Source organism: Bradyrhizobium sp. USDA 4501 (assembly GCF_054062115.1).
Window position 1 is genome coordinate 3,109,098 of the sequence record NZ_JBSSEX010000001.1, and the last position, 14,608, is coordinate 3,123,705.

The window sequence follows — 14,608 nt, forward strand, 5'->3', positions numbered from 1 at the left end:
GCCAAACCGGCTGGAGCGGCAGCCACGCCGGGATGTCACGATCTCGCGACCCCGGCGCCGCTTGCTGCCAAGCAGCAAACGTCCGTAGTTGCAACGGACTAAAGCGCGATGAGATTGGGTTGAATCATCATCGCGCTTTAGCTCCTTGTTTGAGCACGATCTTTTCGGAAAACCGCTTCACACTTTTCCGGATCATGCTCTAGGCGGCGCGTGCCGTGCCCTTCTCCGCCTCGAGCTTGCGCGCGAACAGCCAGCGGAAATAGGTCAGCGGGGCATCGGCGCCGATCGCGAGCAGCTGATAGTCCGGATCGGCGTCGAACACGCGCTGCTGCGCCTCGATGATATCCTTGTCCTCGTTGAACCCTTCCTCGAGGCTGTGCCGCAGCGACAGCGCAATGTTCGGATTGTCGATGTCGAAATCGTGCAGATAATTCCAGAAGAAGTGCGTGGTCGAGCGCGTCTCCGGCGTCATGAACTGCGCGTTGCGATACGACCGCGTGCCCGGAACCTGGACGCCCTTCTCGACGCCCTGCCCCGCCGGCGCAAACGTGGTGTCGAGCGTGAAGATGCCGGGCACGATCATGCGGCCGATATTGCGGCGGTCGATCTTGTCGGTTTTGTTCGAGATCACCTTCTTGTGGTAGGGCGGCGGCTCGGCGCCCATGTGCCAGCGCTCGACACGGAAACCGTCGTCCAGCTTCTCGATCGCGACCGGCTTGGTCTTGTAGGCGTATTCCTCGGAGCCGCCGAGCGTGTTGGTGTGCACGAAGGCGAGATGCGCGAAGTCGCTGAGGTTGTCGACAATCAGGAGCCAATTGGCCTTGTAGTGCATGTAACCCGGCAGGCCGCGCCATCTGGGATCCTCGAGCGGCGGATAGTCGAGGATCAGTTTCGGATCGGCCTTCTCCGGATCGCCGGTCCAGATGAAGATCAAATTGTAGCGCTCGACCACGGGATAGCTGCGCACGCCGAGCTTCGCGGGGATCGTGTCCTGGCCGGGAATCTGGATGCATTTGCCGTCGGCAGCGAACTTCATGCCGTGGTACATGCACCTGATGTCGTCGCCCTCGATGCGTCCCATCGAAAGCGGCGCGGCGCGATGACAGCAGCGGTCGTCCAGCGCGACGACTTTGCCGCTCGACCCGCGATAGAGCACGATCGGCCGTTCCAGGATGGTGCGCGCGACCATCTTGCCGTCGATCAGTTCGTGATTCCACGCCGCCACGTACCAGGTGTTGCGCAGGAAAATTCCGTCGTCAGCCATCTCACCCTCCCGATGCAAGATTTGGTTGCGACGAGGTTAGGTGATTGCGGTCACCGGGATAATCCGATTTGGCTGGACACACTGTACCGGTGGATGGACAATCGGCCATGGAGTGGCGCGACTGGGAGCTGTTTTGCGAGGTTGTCGAGCATGGCGGCTTCACCGCGGCCGCGCGCGTGCTCGGCCATCCCAAATCGAGTCTCAGTGCTGCGGTGCAGCGTCTCGAAGCCAATCTCGGGCTGCGGCTGATCGAGCGCACCACCCGGCACCTGCGGCTGACCGATTCCGGCGAGACCATCTATCGCAAGGTGCGCCCGCTGTTCACCGCGCTGCACGACACCCACAGCGAGGCGTTGGCGATGTCGAGCGCGGTTGCGGGCACGCTGCGCATCAAGGCGCCTTATGAATTCGGCGCGCATCATGCGGGACCGGTCGCCTGCGCGGTGATGGGCCGCTATCCCGAACTCGCGATCAGGATCGATGTCGAGCATGACATCGTTAGTCCGATCGCCGAGAACTACGACATCGTATTTGCGATGCTGGAGGCACCGCTGCCGTCGGCCGGCATCGTGATCCGCCGCGTCTTCACGCTCGAGCGCGGCCTGTTCGCGGCACCCGCGCTGCTGGAGAAATTCGGCGAGCCGCGCACGCTGGATGATCTGAGAAAGCTGCCGCTGCTCACCGGCCCCAGCGATCCGCCATGGGCGATCACCGCTCCCGGCGGCGCGGTCGAGCATCTCGCGGTCGATCGCGCGCGCCTGACCAGCTCGAATGCCCATGTCCGGCTGCAGGCCGCGCTCGCCGGCCATGGCGTGCTGCGGGTCACCGCCAGCTATACCCGCGCCGTCGTCGCGGCCGGCGAGTTGCGGCGGCTGCTGCCCGATCTTGCCTGCGAGCCGCTCAACGTGCATGCGCTGTTGCCGGCGCGGCAATTTGTCCCGGCGAAGGTGCGCTGCTTCCTCGATGCGATGGAGGCGCATGCGCGCGGGGATCCGGAGGCCTATATCAGGCCGTAGCGGTCTTTTTGGCCGATCACCATTTTCCCGGGAACCTGCACGGCCGGTCGGCATCCAATGATATTATTCCGCCAACAGTGAGGGCGACCCGCCATGCGCCAGGCCCATGTAACGTCCCTGCCGCCGACCAGCTCGGGCGATGCCGAGCTGGTGCAACGCGCGCTCGCCCGCGACGAGGCCGCAATCCGCGCCATCATGCAGGCGAATAATCGCCGGCTGTTCCGGCTGGCGCGCGGCATCCTGCGCAACGACCACGAGGCCGAGGACGTGGTTCAGGACGCCTATGTGCGCGCCTTTACCCATCTCGACCAGTTCCGCGGCGACTCCAGCCTGTCGACCTGGCTGTCGCGGATCGCAATGAACGAGGCGCTCGGCCGCCTGCGCCGCAGGCACAGCAGCGTCGAATGGTCCGATCTGCCGAAAGGCGCTCCTGAAGCCCAGATCATCCAGTTCCCCCTGTCGTCAACGGACGATCCGGAAAAATCCATGGCCCAGCGTGAGATCCAGCGCGTCGTCGAGCACGCGATCGACGAGCTGCCCGAGGCGTTCCGCCTCGTCTTCATCACCCGCGTGATCGAGGGCATGAATGTCGAGGAGACCGCTGAGATCCTCGGCCTCAAGCCGGAAACCGTGAAGACCCGCCTGCACCGCGCCCGCACCATGCTGCGCGACAATGTCGAGCGGAAGATCGGCCCCGTCGTCATGGAGGCGTTCCCCTTCGCGGGCAAGCGCTGCGAGCGATTGACCGAGGCGGTTCTGAAACGGCTCCGCGCCACGGCCTGAAGTTTTCGGGAACCTCTGCTCGCCCGCACCATCCAACCCCTGTGCAAGCAACGACGCGCCGCGCGCTACGCCCGGCTCAACAGGAGTTTCAAACCATGTTCGTTCGATTGGGTATCGCGGTCGCCGCGCTCAGCCTCCTCAACTGCGCTGCGCTGGCGCAGGGCGCAAAGCCGACCGATCCGCAGATCGCGCACATCGCCTATACGGCCGGTGTGATCGACATCAATGCCGCCAAGCAGGCGGAAGAGAAGGCCTCCAACAAGGAGGTCAAGGCGTTCGCCAAGGACATGGCGCGCGACCACGAGGCGGTGAACAAGCAGGCGCTCGACCTCGTCAAGAAATTGAAGGTGACGCCGGAGGACAACGACACCAGCAAGGCGCTGTCGAAACAGGCGGCCGACAAGCTCGCCGAACTCGGCAAGCTGAAGGGCGCCGCCTATGACAAGGCCTATATCGACAACGAGGTCGCCTACCACAAGGCCGTCAACACCGCGCTGGAGACGCAGCTGATCCCCTCGGCCAGCAATCCCGAGCTGAAGGGCCTGCTGCAAACCGGCCTGAAGATCTTCCAGGGCCACCAGCAGCATGCCGAACATGTCGCGGCCGGCCTGAAGTAAGGAGGCGCGCGATGTTGCCAGGACGCTGTCTCGCAACGCTGGCTTTGCTCGCGCTCGGCGCGATGGCCGTCCCGGCGCATGCGGCGACCATCCAGATCGTGATGGAGAATCTGGTGATTTCCCCGGCCGAGGTGTCGGCCAGGGTCGGCGACACCATCGAATGGGTCAACAAGGACGTGCTGGCGCACACCGCCACCCGCGAAGAACGGTGACTTCGACGTGACGATCGCGCCGAAGAAGACGGTCAAGTCGGTCCTGACCAAGGCCGGCACGGTCGACTATTACTGCCGCTACCATCCCAACATGAAGGCGGTGCTGACGATCGCACCATAGCCCGCGCGATGACCTCAGAGGTAATCGATCGGCGCACGCGAACCTTCGATAGTCCGGACCGCCGTACAGTCCGGCACTATCGAAGGAGAGCACCATGACCGACCATGCCACCATCGCCCGCCGCTATATCGATCTCTGGAACGAGCGGACGCCGAGCCGGCGCCGCGAGATGCTGAGCGAGAACTGGACCGCCGATGCGCGCTATATCGATCCGCTGATGAGCGGCGACGGCCATGAGGGCGTCGACGCGCTGATCGCCGGCGTGCAGCAGAAGTTTCCGGACTTCCGCTTCAAGCTGATCGGGGAGCCGAACGGCTTCGGCGACCATGTCCGGTTCTCCTGGGGCCTTGGCCCTGACGGCATCGACAGCCCGATCAAGGGCACCGACTTCGCCATGCTGAAGGACGGCCGGATCAGGAGCATCACCGGCTTCCTCGACCAGGTGCCGGGCGCCTGAGGCCTTCCTCAGGCAACCGCGACCTATATCCTCTCGTCATTCCGGGGCGCTTTCCACGCCGGCGATGTCGCTGACAGAGCGTTTTCGAGCGAATGGATCCCAGGTTCGCGTCAAGAAAACGCGTCAAAACAAAGAATAGAGAGCCCCGTTCCGATTCCATCGGAACGGAAAAGGCTCTAGTCTTCCCGAAACACAGGGAGGACGCCATGAAGGCAGATTACGCCTTCGAGACTTCTGTCGTCAGCGACATCACGCCGGCGCTGCTGGCGATGGGCCGCGACATCTTTCCGCAAGCCCTGATCGGCGCGCTGCGCCGCGTCGCCGGGGTCGGCCATTGCATGGTGTTCTCGTTCACCGGCCCGCGGACCGCCGCGTGCCTGCTCGATGTCGGCAACATCCCGACCGGGCGCGACCTCGGGATCGCCTATTCCGAACATTTCCATCAGGCCGACCCGAACCGCGATGCGGTGTTCGAGGGGCGGACGCAGGCTGCGCCGATCGTGCTGCCGAACTTTGCCCGCCGGATGTACAGCGACGGCTACCGCAAGATCTTCTTCGACGACTCCGACATCGTCGACAAGTTCGCGTCCGCGATCTGGACCGGCGACACCTGCTTCTATGTCAACTTCTACCAGATCACCGCGCAAGGCCGCTTCAGCCGCGAGCAGATCGCGCGCCTGGCCGCGGTCGCGCCGGCGTTGACGGCGGCCGTGGCGCGGCATTTCCAGCGCGACCCGGCAGCGGATGTTGATCCGATCGAGCGGTTGAAGACCCTGTTTGCAACCGCCGAGCCGCTCGCCAGGCTGACGGGGCGCGAGCAGGAGGTCTGCCTGCGCATCCTCTCCGGCCTCAGCTCGGAAGCGATCGCCGCCGAGCTCGGCATCGGGCTGCACTCCGCCCTCACCTATCGCAAGCGCGCTTATGACAAGCTCGGCATCTCCTCGCAGAACGAGCTGTTCGCGATCGCGCTGCGCCTGATGGCGTCGGCGCGTCAGTTGAACTGAGCGCGCTCCAGGCGATGGTCTCCCGCTGTCCCCAGCGGTGGGGACAGACGGGCCGCGCCGCCCGGCCTATGCTCGGTCCGAAAACCCGAGGCCAAACCGAGATCACGTCGTGAGCACCGCGCCCCATTTCAATATCGACGTCCCCGCCTTCTGGCAGGATCCCTACCCGGCGCTGGCGCGTATGCGCAAGGAGGCGCCGATCGCCTTCGTGCCGCAACTCGGCAGCACGCTGCTGTGCAGCCGCGACGACATCTTCATCTCCGAGAAGCAGATCGACGTGTTCTCGTCGCACCAGCCCGAGGGGCTGATGAACAAGCTGATGGGCCACAACATGATGCGCAAGGACGGCGATGCGCACATGAACGAGCGCAAGGCGATCTTTCCGGCGATCTCGCCCAAAACCGTCCGATCGCACTGGACCGCGCAGTTCGCAGCCCACGCGACGCGCATCCTCGACAAACTGAAGCCGGACGGCGTGGTCGATTTCGTGCAGGCGTTCGCGCTGCCGTTCTCGGCCGAATGCCTGAAGTCGATCACCGGCCTCACCAACATGCGCTTCCAGGACATGAACGCGTGGTCGCAGGGTATGATCGACGGCATCGCCAATTATGTCGGCGATCCCGCGATCGAGGCGCGCTGCCATGCGGCGACCTCCGGGATCGATGCCGCGATCGACGACATGGTCCCCAGGCTGCGCAAGACGCCCGACCTCAGCCTGCTCGGCGTGATGCTGCAGACCGACATGCCGATGGAGAGCGTGCGCGCCAATATCAAGCTTGCGATCTCGGGCGGCCAGAACGAGCCGCGCGATGCGATCGCCGGCACGGTATGGGCGCTGCTGACTCATCCCGACCAGCTTGCGCTGGCGACGAGCGGCACGATCCCGTGGCTGCAGGTGTTCGAGGAATATGCGCGCTGGATCTCGCCGATCGGGATGTCGCCGCGGCGGATCGCAAAGCCCTGGACGATCAGGGACGTCGCATTCGAGACCAATGAGCGCGTGTTCCTGATGTTCGGCTCGGCGAACCGCGACGAGAAGCACTTCGACAAGCCCGACGCGTTCGATGTGCGCCGCGACGCCAGCAAGAGCATCGCGTTCGGTGCCGGTCCACATTTCTGCGCCGGCGCCTGGGCCTCGCGCGCCATGGTCGCCGACGTCGCGCTGCCCGCGATCTTCAAGCGGCTGAAGAATCTGCGCCTGATCGAGCACCAGCCGGCGCGGATCGGCGGCTGGGCGTTCCGCGGCCTGCTGGATTTGCCGGTGACGTGGGACGCATAGCCCCCGTTACCGTCCCCAGCGCAGCACGACCGGATCGAGTGTCCGCGCGATCTCGATCAGCCCCGCGCGCGTCGCCGGATGCAGCGGTTGCAGCGGGTGGCGCACTGCATCGGACTTGATGACGCCGCCCTCGCGCATCAGCACCTTGCAGGCCTGCAGCCCGCATTGCCGGTTCTCGTAATTGATCAGCGGCAGCCAGCGCGCATAGGCCTGCACCGCCTCGTCGCGCCGGCCGGCGAAGAACGGATCCATGATCTGGCGGATGCCGTCGGGATAGCCGCCGCCGGTCATCGCGCCGGTGGCGCCGGCATCGAGATCGGCCATCAGCGTGATCGCCTCCTCGCCGTCCCACGGCCCCTCGATCTCGGCGCCGCCCTTCTCGATCAGGCCGCGCAGCTTGTTCGCCGCCATCGGCACCTCGATCTTGAAGTACCTGATATTGGCGAGCTCCTTCGCCATCCGCGCCAGGAAATCGACCGAGAGCGGCGTGCCCGCGACCGGCGCGTCCTGGATCATGATCGGGATGTTGATGGCATCCGACACGATCCGATAAAACTCATAGATGGCTGGCTCGCCGACGCGGAAGGTCGCGCCGTGATAGGGCGGCATGATCATCACCATCGCAGCCCCGGCGGCTTCCGCCTCGCGGCTGCGCGCGGCGCAGACCGCCGAGGAGAAATGCGTGGTGGTGACGATGACGGGAATGCGGCCGGCGACATGCTCGAGCACCGTATGCATCACGGTCTCGCGCTCGGCGTCGGTCAGCACGAACTGCTCGGAGAAATTGGCGAGGATGCAGATGCCGTGGGAGCCGGCGTCGATCATGAAGTCGACGCAGCGCCGCTGGCCATCGAGGTCGAGATTGCCGTTGGCGTCGAAGATGGTCGGCGCCACGGGGAAGACGCCGCGATAGGGGCGCTTTGCGACTGATGTCATGATAACGACCTCCCAGGTTGTTGTCGGATTTTCTTGTCAGCTCTGGCGGAACGGCAGCGGCGGGCCATCGAGCCGGCGCAGGCCCGGCTCGCGGCGCTCCAGCCACCAACCATACTGCTTCGGCCAGGACGCGAACACCTCGCCGCCTGCACCGCCGAGCGCGAGCTCGGCGTGCAGCGGCCAGTTCGGATCGAACAGCGCCTCGCGGCCGATCGCGACCAGGTCGGCCTGGCCGTTGGTCAGGACATCTTCTGCCTGCTGCGGATGCAGGATGAGGCCGACCGCGATGGTCGCAATGTCGGCGGCGCGGCGGATCTCATCGGCATAGGGCACCTGAAAGCCGTAGCCGCGCGGAATCCGCGCCGCGGTCGCCGAGCCGAGCAGGCCGCCCGACGAGCAATCGATCAAATCGACACCGCGCGCCCTGGCTTCGCGGGCGAACGCGACCTGGTCCTCGAGCGTCAGGCCGCCGTCGATACCGTCGACCGAGGAAATCCGTACCGACAGCGGCCGCTCCGCCGGCCAGGCCGCGCGCACGGTCTCGATGATCTCGAGCGGATAGCGCATCCGCCCGGCGCGATCGCCGCCATAGGCATCGGTGCGGCGGTTCGACAATGGCGAGAGGAATTCATGCAGCAGATAGCCATGCGCGCAATGCACCTCGACGAATTCGAAGCCGGCCTCCACCGCGCGCAAGGTGGCGCGCCGCCATTGCTCACGCAGCGCGGCGAGTTCGGCCGCGTCGAGCGCGTGCGGCATCAGCCAGCCGTCTTCCATCGGGATCGCGCTCGGCGCCACCGTCCGCCACGGCAGATCGCCGCGGCCGCGGTCGGCCTCATCGAGGGCGGCATTGCCGTACCAGGGACGCTGCATGCTGGCCTTGCGGCCGGCATGCGCGAGCTGGATCGAGGGCACTGCGCCATTGTCCTTGAGGAAGGCGGCGATCCGTTCGAGCGGCGCGATCTGCTCGTCGTTCCAGATGCCGACGTCGCCATGGGTGATGCGGCCCTCCGCGGTCACCGCCGCAGCCTCGACCATCACGAGCCCGGCGCCGCCCTGGGCAAATTTACCAAGATGGACAAGGTGCCAGTCATTGGCCAAGCCGTCGGTTGCCGAATACTGGCACATCGGCGAGATCAGGATGCGGTTTCGGGAGGTCACGCCGCGAAGCGTGATCGGCTGAAACAGAAGCGGCTGCGACATCGGGACCTGCGGGACGGTGCTGGCGGGAGAAATCGTGGCGGAAAGCTAGGCGGCGCGCCCCGGGATCGCAAGTCATGCCGCGGCGCAGGCGGCAAGACCTGCACGCATGCAGCACTTGCGGAGCGGCGCGATCTGCAAAACCGGCAACATCTGCCGCAGAAAATTTCCCGGCTGGTAGACACTTTCGGTCATCCCCGGGTCACGTCACGGATCGCAATTCGTCGCGGACATCCCTACATTGCCGGCATGAAGAAAATCGGATTCCTTTCGTTCGGGCACTGGACGCCCTCGCCGCAGTCGCAGGCCCGCTCGGCCGCGGATGTGCTGCTGCAATCCATCGACCTTGCGGTCGCGGCCGAAGAGCTCGGCGCGGACGGCGCGTATTTTCGCGTCCATCACTTCGCGCGCCAACTGGCCTCGCCGTTCCCGCTGCTGGCGGCCGTTGGCGCCAGGACCAGCCGGATCGAAATCGGCACCGCCGTGATCGACATGCGCTACGAAAATCCGCTCTACATGATCGAGGACGCCGGCGCGGCCGACCTGATCGCGAGGGGACGCCTGCAACTCGGCATCAGCCGCGGCTCACCCGAGCAGGTGATCGATGGCTGGCGCTATTTCGGCTATCAGCCGGGCGAGGGCGAAACCGATGCCGACATGGGCCGGCGTCATGCCGAGATCTTCCTCGACATGCTGCGCGGCCAGGGATTTGCGCAGCCCAATCCACGGCCGATGTTTCCCAATCCTCCCGGCCTGCTGCGGCTCGAACCACTCTCGGAAGGCCTGCGCGAGCGCATCTGGTGGGGCGCCGGCTCGAACGCCACCGCGGTGTGGGCGGCGAAGCTCGGGATGAACCTGCAAAGCTCGACGCTGAAGAACGACGAGACCGGAGAGGCTTTCCACGTCCAGCAGGCCGCCCAGATCCGGGCCTATCGTGCCGCCTGGAAGGAAGCCGGGCACACGCGCGAGCCGCGGGTCTCGGTGAGCCGCAGCATCTTCGCGCTGGTCGACGATCGCGACCGCGCCTATTTCGGCAACGGCCAGGAGGAAGACCAGATCGGCTTCATCGACGAGAGGACGCGCGCAATCTTCGGCCGCGGCTACGCCGCCGAGCCGGACAGGCTGATCGAGCAGCTCAAGACGGATGAGGCGATCGCAGAGGCCGATACCTTGCTTCTGACCGTCCCCAATCAGCTCGGCGTCGATTACAACGCGCATGTGATCGAGACGATCTTGACCCAGATCGCGCCCGCTTTGGGCTGGCGCTGAATCTATCGCACAACGTCAGCGATACTCGCCCGGCGCGCAGCCTCGTCACATCGAGCAGGACCGGATAAGGACCCGCGCCGGCCGTCTTCTAGGGGGCTGTTGAGAGGGAACGGCCAGGCGCGGGCTTGAACCGACCGTTCTCGCCGGAGGTCGGTCGGCTCTATTCGACCAATGCCGGAACCCGCGACATCGTTCCGGCGGAACTTCGTTCTCAAACGCGGAGAACTACGGAAACATAACTGCGCGTTGTGAGAAGAACAGGTCGAGTACGGTGCGTTAGGCGCGCACGTTGCGTGAACAGATCGCCGTAATATCCCGGGATAATAGCGAAGGCCGTCTGCGGATTCCCTGGGTCAGGAATCCCTGTCGCGATTGCGCCGGGTGAGATCGAGCCGATCGACGCGCTCGTCGATCCGCCGGTTCAGCTCCTCGTCTTCTCGCGTATTGCTGCCGCGACGGGCGCGAACCACCAATGCACAACATCCGAGCAGAACGATCGCGAAGAACGCGTAGTACCACCATGCCATGCACTGATCTCAAATGAACGCTCGCGATACCGCCGGAAAAGTCATCGTTCAGGCCGATGAGGACGCGCCGGCCTTGGCGCATAATAAGGGTTCACCAGACAGGTCGCCGGCATGCCCACAGCGCTGGCCTGGCACTGATCTATCGACGTGAAGATGCAGTCCATGCGCTCGCCGACCAACTCGCCGTAAACATGCATGCAGACGGGATAGCGCGGATCATACATTTGCGCGGATGCCGGCCTCGTCATCCAAAGCGCGCCCAGCGCAAGCAGCAGCGCTCCAAGCAACCTCACGTCACGTCTCCTGCTGTCGCCAAATACATTGCCGTGCCGACAAACTGTCCCGCGACATTTGCCTGAAGGCTGGAGCGGGCGAAGGGAATCGAACCCTCGTATGCAGCTTGGGAAGCTGCCGTTCTACCATTGAACTACGCCCGCAATCTATTGATATTATTATTATTTTTCTTTCAAGGCGACCTAGCTTGGCACGCTCTTGGCACGCTGTTGCGCGCTGACCTTATCGCACCAGCACATGAAATTCTATACCAATGGCTCTCTTCGATCGTTTCGTCACGATCGAAGAGTCTCAACAAAAACGAGTGGGCTGCCCCTACCCCCAGTCGAGAGCCAGTCAATAGGAAGCGGTCATTAGCAATCGGCAATACCGCCTGCACCTAATTATTCTTGCGCGGTGCTTTGCCAAATCGGCGCATCTTCAGGCGGCTCTTTGGCGCGTGAGCAACGAGAGCATACGCCCTCCGCAGTTCAGGCACTTGAGCCCACGCAAGATCACGGAGGGGCGGGCGTCGTCAATTAGCTATCGCCGAACGCGCAAGCCGTGGCCAAGCCTCACCGATCGTTTTCCACGGCGGTACTGGCCGAAATAGGCACTCACGAGATCAGAACCGCCACTCGGACCGAGGCGCGTTAGGTGGTGTGGACTCTAAGGATTCCCTTTTAGGCGCAAATCAGATTCAAGGCTGCTTTTGGGGAGGCCGCCTTGGGTGTGATGGACCGCTTGGTATTGAGCGACGCGACATGGGAGCGGATGGCGCCGCTGATCATCGGCCGGCCTGACCAGAAGGGTTCGACCGGACGGGACAACCGGATGTTTGTGGAGGGCGTACTTTGGATCGTGCGCACTGGCTCTCCCTGGCGTGATCTTCCGGAGGTGTTTGGAGACTGGAACAGCGTGTTTCGGCGCTTCAGTCGATGGAGCATCAAGGGGGTCTGGTGGCGCATATTCGAAGCGATGTCCGGTGACCGGACTTCGAGTATCTGATCGTCGACCTCCACCATCGTCCGGGCGCACCAGCACGCCGCTGGGGCGAAAAAAGGGGGTCTGAAGATCAGGCGATCGGTCGCTCGCGCGGTGGCCTGAGCACCAAGATACATATGGCCGTTCGCGGCCTGGGATGTCCCGTACGGTTCAAGCTCACCGCAGGTCAGAAGAGCGACGTACCGCAAGCCGCCGAATTGATCGAGGGATTACCTGCCCAGGTCGTCATGGCGGATACGGCTTATGACGCCGATCACTTGCGCCAGGCGATCGCTGCCAAAGGCGCGCTCGCCGTCATCCCCAACAACCCGTCACGTGCGCTCAAATATCCGCTGGACAAGCATCTCTATGCCCAGCGTCATCTCGTCGAATGCTGCTTCTCAAAACTCAAGCAGTTCCGCCGCGTCGCAACCCGCTTCGAAAAGACCGCCCGAAATTACCTGGCCGTCGTTACTCTCGCAGCCATCGTCTTATGGATGCGATAAATGTCCACACCACCTAGGTCATAAGTGGTCGGTGTACACCCAGGGTTAACTATGTCGACAGCAAACCGGCCCCGCTAAGGGAACCTTTTTAGGTTGTATCCGAACATTCGCTCCCGTGTGAGGGCGGGGGTTCTGACGTGACGAAATCAGTTTTGAGAAATCGGCTTTATTTTGGAGACAACCTAGACTGGTTGCAGAGGATCGAATCCAATACCGTCGATCTGGTATATCTGGATCCGCCGTTCAATTCCAATGCCACCTACAACATACTATTCCGCTCCCCGGTTGCAGAGGACGCATCGTCCCAAATAGCAGCGTTCGATGATACGTGGACTTGGGAGAACGGCGCTGAGCGAGCCCTGGACCACGTTCGTACACTGAGCCTCGATACGTTTGTACTTTTGGATGCCCTTCGCCGCACCTTTTTGAAGGAAGGCGACGTAATGGCTTATCTCGCCATGATGGCCCCGAGGCTGCTTGAAATGCGCCGGGTCATGAAGTCCACCGCGACGCTCTATTTGCACTGCGACCCGAGCAACAGCCACTACCTCAAAATGCTTCTGGATTGCGTGTTTGAGGGACAAGGCTACATCAATGAGATCAGTTGGAAGCGGACAACGGCGAAATCAGATTACGCGCAGGGAGCGACTCATTATCCCCGCGTACGCGACGTGCTGTTGGTTTATCGGAAGGATACGACCACAGCGGCTACGTTCACTCAACAATTTGCTGCCTATGACGAGACCTATATTGCGAAGAAGTATCGTTTGAAAGACCCTGACGGTAGAGCGTACCAGCTCGACAACATCACCGGCCCGGGCGGCGCAGCAAAGGGGAATCCCTCTTACCAAGTAATGGGAGTGACGCGGTACTGGCGCTACTCGCGCGCGAAAATGAACGATCTGATATCGAAAGGGCTCATTGTCCAAGCCCAGACCCGGCGCAGTTCCCCGGTTCAAGCGATACCTGGATACGATGCCGGGCGTGACGGTGAGCGATGATTGGGGCGATATCAGCGCCATCAATTCGCAGGCTAAAGAGCGCCTTCATTACCCGACGCAAAAGCCGTTGCAACTCCTCGAAAGAATAATAGCGACATCAAGCAAGGAAGGTGATCTGATTCTCGATCCATTTTGCGGATGTGGCACAGCAATTCATGCAGCCGAGAAGATGGGCCGTAGATGGATCGGGATTGATGTTACGTATCTCGCTATTCAAGTCATACAGGACCGTTTCAAAACTTGGCTTCCGCACGCGGCGTATGACGTTGACGGAATCCCTCGGGACGAACTCTCAGGCAGAAAATTGGCCGCACTTGACCCGTACCAATTTCAGCTCTGGGCTGTAGGAAGGGTTGGTGGTCAGCCGCGTGGAAAGGGTGCTGATCGCGGTATCGATGGAGAAATCATCTTTATGCGTGGCGCCAAGGACTATGGCAGAGCCATCATCTCGGTAAAAGCCGGGAAGAATGTCAATCCAGATATGGTCAGGGCACTGAAGGGCACCGTCGAACGCGAAGGCGCACATATGGGAGTCTTTGTTTGTCTTGATCAGCCGTCGAAGGATATGCGGACCGAGGCCGCGACCGGTCGCAATATAGAGTTGCCGGGCGGCATCCGGCCTCGCATTCAAATCGTGACGCTGGACGACCTTCTTGCTGGCCCGAATTTGGGAATCATAACCAATTTGAATACAGTGCAAGTCGCAGCTGCCGCGAAAGCGAAAGATCGCAAAAAGGCTAAGCGCGCGCCGACACCTGCGGAGGTTAGGGAGTCGCCTCCTTTCAAGTATCCCATTCGGGGAGGAAAATCGAAGGTCCAAGAATCCCTCCCGATGGACGAGCCTCTTTTGGTTACCCCGCAACCGCGATCTAAATCGAAGCGCCGCCGCAAATTAGCTTAGCCGCCAGTATCAAGCGCGCGGAGGGCGCACCTCAATTCTTCGTGCAAGGATAATCGGGTCGAGATCGCCCAGGCCGTGATGGAAAGGCGGAGAATGCACTACTTTCTTAAATGCCCGTCGCGGGAACAGCGGCTCTGACGATGGTTCATTGATGTCCGAACCGCGGAACAGCGAATGCGGAACGTCGCAGCTCCGAGATGTATATAAGCTGCCGTTGGCAACACGACTGACGACAGGCCCGTGTCCGGGTTCGCTTTC

The 14,608-nt window shown here is 62.8% G+C and carries 14 protein-coding genes, 1 tRNA gene and 2 pseudogenes; 11 read left to right on the forward strand and 6 right to left on the reverse strand.

Annotated elements, in window-relative coordinates; translation table 11 throughout:
* Window positions 1-199 precede the first annotated feature (199 nt).
* Window positions 200-1,264, reverse strand: a complete 1,065-nt coding sequence (locus ACVWZM_RS14270) for an aromatic ring-hydroxylating dioxygenase subunit alpha (RefSeq protein ID WP_456853609.1) — start codon at window positions 1,262-1,264, stop codon at window positions 200-202.
* A gap of 68 nt (window positions 1,265-1,332) precedes the next feature.
* Between ACVWZM_RS14270 and ACVWZM_RS14275 the strand changes: the two genes are divergently transcribed.
* From ACVWZM_RS14275 to ACVWZM_RS14305, 7 genes and pseudogenes are all read left to right on the forward strand, one after another.
* A complete protein-coding gene (locus ACVWZM_RS14275; protein ID WP_456853611.1) occupies window positions 1,333-2,280 on the forward strand; it encodes a LysR family transcriptional regulator in 948 nt (315 codons plus the stop codon).
* A 93-nt stretch (window positions 2,281-2,373) separates the two neighbouring features.
* The gene (locus tag ACVWZM_RS14280; RefSeq protein ID WP_076832431.1) at window positions 2,374-3,063 is read left to right on the forward strand and encodes an RNA polymerase sigma factor; all 690 of its coding nucleotides are present in this window, start codon (window positions 2,374-2,376) and stop codon (window positions 3,061-3,063) included.
* A gap of 95 nt (window positions 3,064-3,158) precedes the next feature.
* Entirely contained in the window at window positions 3,159-3,680 is a 522-nt protein-coding gene (locus ACVWZM_RS14285) for a DUF4142 domain-containing protein (RefSeq protein ID WP_057016034.1), read from the forward strand.
* An 11-nt stretch (window positions 3,681-3,691) separates the two neighbouring features.
* A pseudogene (locus ACVWZM_RS14290) lies at window positions 3,692-4,013 on the forward strand (cupredoxin domain-containing protein).
* A 94-nt stretch (window positions 4,014-4,107) separates the two neighbouring features.
* Window positions 4,108-4,470, forward strand: a complete 363-nt coding sequence (locus tag ACVWZM_RS14295; protein WP_438077114.1) for a nuclear transport factor 2 family protein — start codon at window positions 4,108-4,110, stop codon at window positions 4,468-4,470.
* A 206-nt stretch (window positions 4,471-4,676) separates the two neighbouring features.
* Entirely contained in the window at window positions 4,677-5,474 is a 798-nt protein-coding gene (locus tag ACVWZM_RS14300) for a helix-turn-helix transcriptional regulator (protein ID WP_456853614.1), read from the forward strand.
* 109 nt (window positions 5,475-5,583) lie between these two features.
* The gene (locus ACVWZM_RS14305; protein ID WP_456853616.1) at window positions 5,584-6,753 is read left to right on the forward strand and encodes a cytochrome P450; all 1,170 of its coding nucleotides are present in this window, start codon (window positions 5,584-5,586) and stop codon (window positions 6,751-6,753) included.
* A 6-nt stretch (window positions 6,754-6,759) separates the two neighbouring features.
* On the opposite strand, the gene ACVWZM_RS14310 is transcribed toward ACVWZM_RS14305, so the two are convergent.
* Complete coding sequence (locus tag ACVWZM_RS14310) at window positions 6,760-7,689, reverse strand: dihydrodipicolinate synthase family protein (RefSeq protein WP_229189394.1); 930 nt, start codon at window positions 7,687-7,689, stop codon at window positions 6,760-6,762.
* Window positions 7,690-7,725: 36 nt separating this feature from the next.
* A complete protein-coding gene (locus tag ACVWZM_RS14315) occupies window positions 7,726-8,892 on the reverse strand; it encodes an NADH:flavin oxidoreductase/NADH oxidase (RefSeq protein WP_456853618.1) in 1,167 nt (388 codons plus the stop codon).
* A gap of 246 nt (window positions 8,893-9,138) precedes the next feature.
* On the opposite strand from ACVWZM_RS14315, the gene ACVWZM_RS14320 reads away from it, so the two are divergent.
* A complete protein-coding gene (locus ACVWZM_RS14320; protein WP_057016030.1) occupies window positions 9,139-10,158 on the forward strand; it encodes an LLM class flavin-dependent oxidoreductase in 1,020 nt (339 codons plus the stop codon).
* Window positions 10,159-10,511: 353 nt separating this feature from the next.
* Here the strand turns inward: ACVWZM_RS14320 and ACVWZM_RS14325 are convergent, their stop codons facing one another.
* From ACVWZM_RS14325 to ACVWZM_RS14335, 3 genes are all read right to left on the reverse strand, one after another.
* Complete coding sequence (locus ACVWZM_RS14325; RefSeq protein ID WP_194295406.1) at window positions 10,512-10,685, reverse strand: hypothetical protein; 174 nt, start codon at window positions 10,683-10,685, stop codon at window positions 10,512-10,514.
* A 41-nt stretch (window positions 10,686-10,726) separates the two neighbouring features.
* Window positions 10,727-10,978, reverse strand: coding sequence for a DUF3551 domain-containing protein (locus tag ACVWZM_RS14330; RefSeq protein WP_456853620.1), 252 nt, complete (start codon window positions 10,976-10,978; stop codon window positions 10,727-10,729).
* Between the two features lie 70 nt (window positions 10,979-11,048).
* Window positions 11,049-11,122 (reverse strand) — tRNA-Gly (locus tag ACVWZM_RS14335).
* A gap of 562 nt (window positions 11,123-11,684) precedes the next feature.
* Here ACVWZM_RS14335 and ACVWZM_RS14340 point away from each other — a divergent pair.
* From ACVWZM_RS14340 to ACVWZM_RS14350, 3 genes and pseudogenes are all read left to right on the forward strand, one after another.
* A pseudogene (locus ACVWZM_RS14340) lies at window positions 11,685-12,448 on the forward strand (IS5 family transposase).
* A 137-nt stretch (window positions 12,449-12,585) separates the two neighbouring features.
* Window positions 12,586-13,449 (forward strand): DNA methyltransferase, encoded by an 864-nt coding sequence (locus ACVWZM_RS14345; RefSeq protein ID WP_456853622.1) that lies wholly within the window; start codon window positions 12,586-12,588, stop codon window positions 13,447-13,449.
* The gene (locus tag ACVWZM_RS14350; protein WP_456853624.1) at window positions 13,424-14,350 is read left to right on the forward strand and encodes a DNA methyltransferase; all 927 of its coding nucleotides are present in this window, start codon (window positions 13,424-13,426) and stop codon (window positions 14,348-14,350) included. The genes ACVWZM_RS14345 and ACVWZM_RS14350 overlap by 26 nt, the downstream gene beginning before the upstream one ends.
* Window positions 14,351-14,608: the final 258 nt, after the last annotated feature.

Excerpts from the sequence above, each read along its gene's own strand:
- ACVWZM_RS14270 (WP_456853609.1), bottom strand. The coding sequence starts at position 1,264 with ATGGCTGACGACGGAATTTTCCTGCGCAACACCTGGTACGTGGCGGCG.
- ACVWZM_RS14280 (WP_076832431.1), top strand. The coding sequence starts at position 2,374 with ATGCGCCAGGCCCATGTAACGTCCCTGCCGCCGACCAGCTCGGGCGAT.
- ACVWZM_RS14285 (WP_057016034.1), top strand. The coding sequence starts at position 3,159 with ATGTTCGTTCGATTGGGTATCGCGGTCGCCGCGCTCAGCCTCCTCAAC.
- ACVWZM_RS14295 (WP_438077114.1), top strand. The coding sequence starts at position 4,108 with ATGACCGACCATGCCACCATCGCCCGCCGCTATATCGATCTCTGGAAC.
- ACVWZM_RS14300 (WP_456853614.1), top strand. The coding sequence starts at position 4,677 with ATGAAGGCAGATTACGCCTTCGAGACTTCTGTCGTCAGCGACATCACG.
- ACVWZM_RS14310 (WP_229189394.1), bottom strand. The coding sequence starts at position 7,689 with ATGACATCAGTCGCAAAGCGCCCCTATCGCGGCGTCTTCCCCGTGGCG.
- ACVWZM_RS14315 (WP_456853618.1), bottom strand. The coding sequence starts at position 8,892 with ATGTCGCAGCCGCTTCTGTTTCAGCCGATCACGCTTCGCGGCGTGACC.
- ACVWZM_RS14320 (WP_057016030.1), top strand. The coding sequence starts at position 9,139 with ATGAAGAAAATCGGATTCCTTTCGTTCGGGCACTGGACGCCCTCGCCG.
- ACVWZM_RS14325 (WP_194295406.1), bottom strand. The coding sequence starts at position 10,685 with ATGGCATGGTGGTACTACGCGTTCTTCGCGATCGTTCTGCTCGGATGT.
- ACVWZM_RS14350 (WP_456853624.1), top strand. The coding sequence starts at position 13,424 with ATGCCGGGCGTGACGGTGAGCGATGATTGGGGCGATATCAGCGCCATC.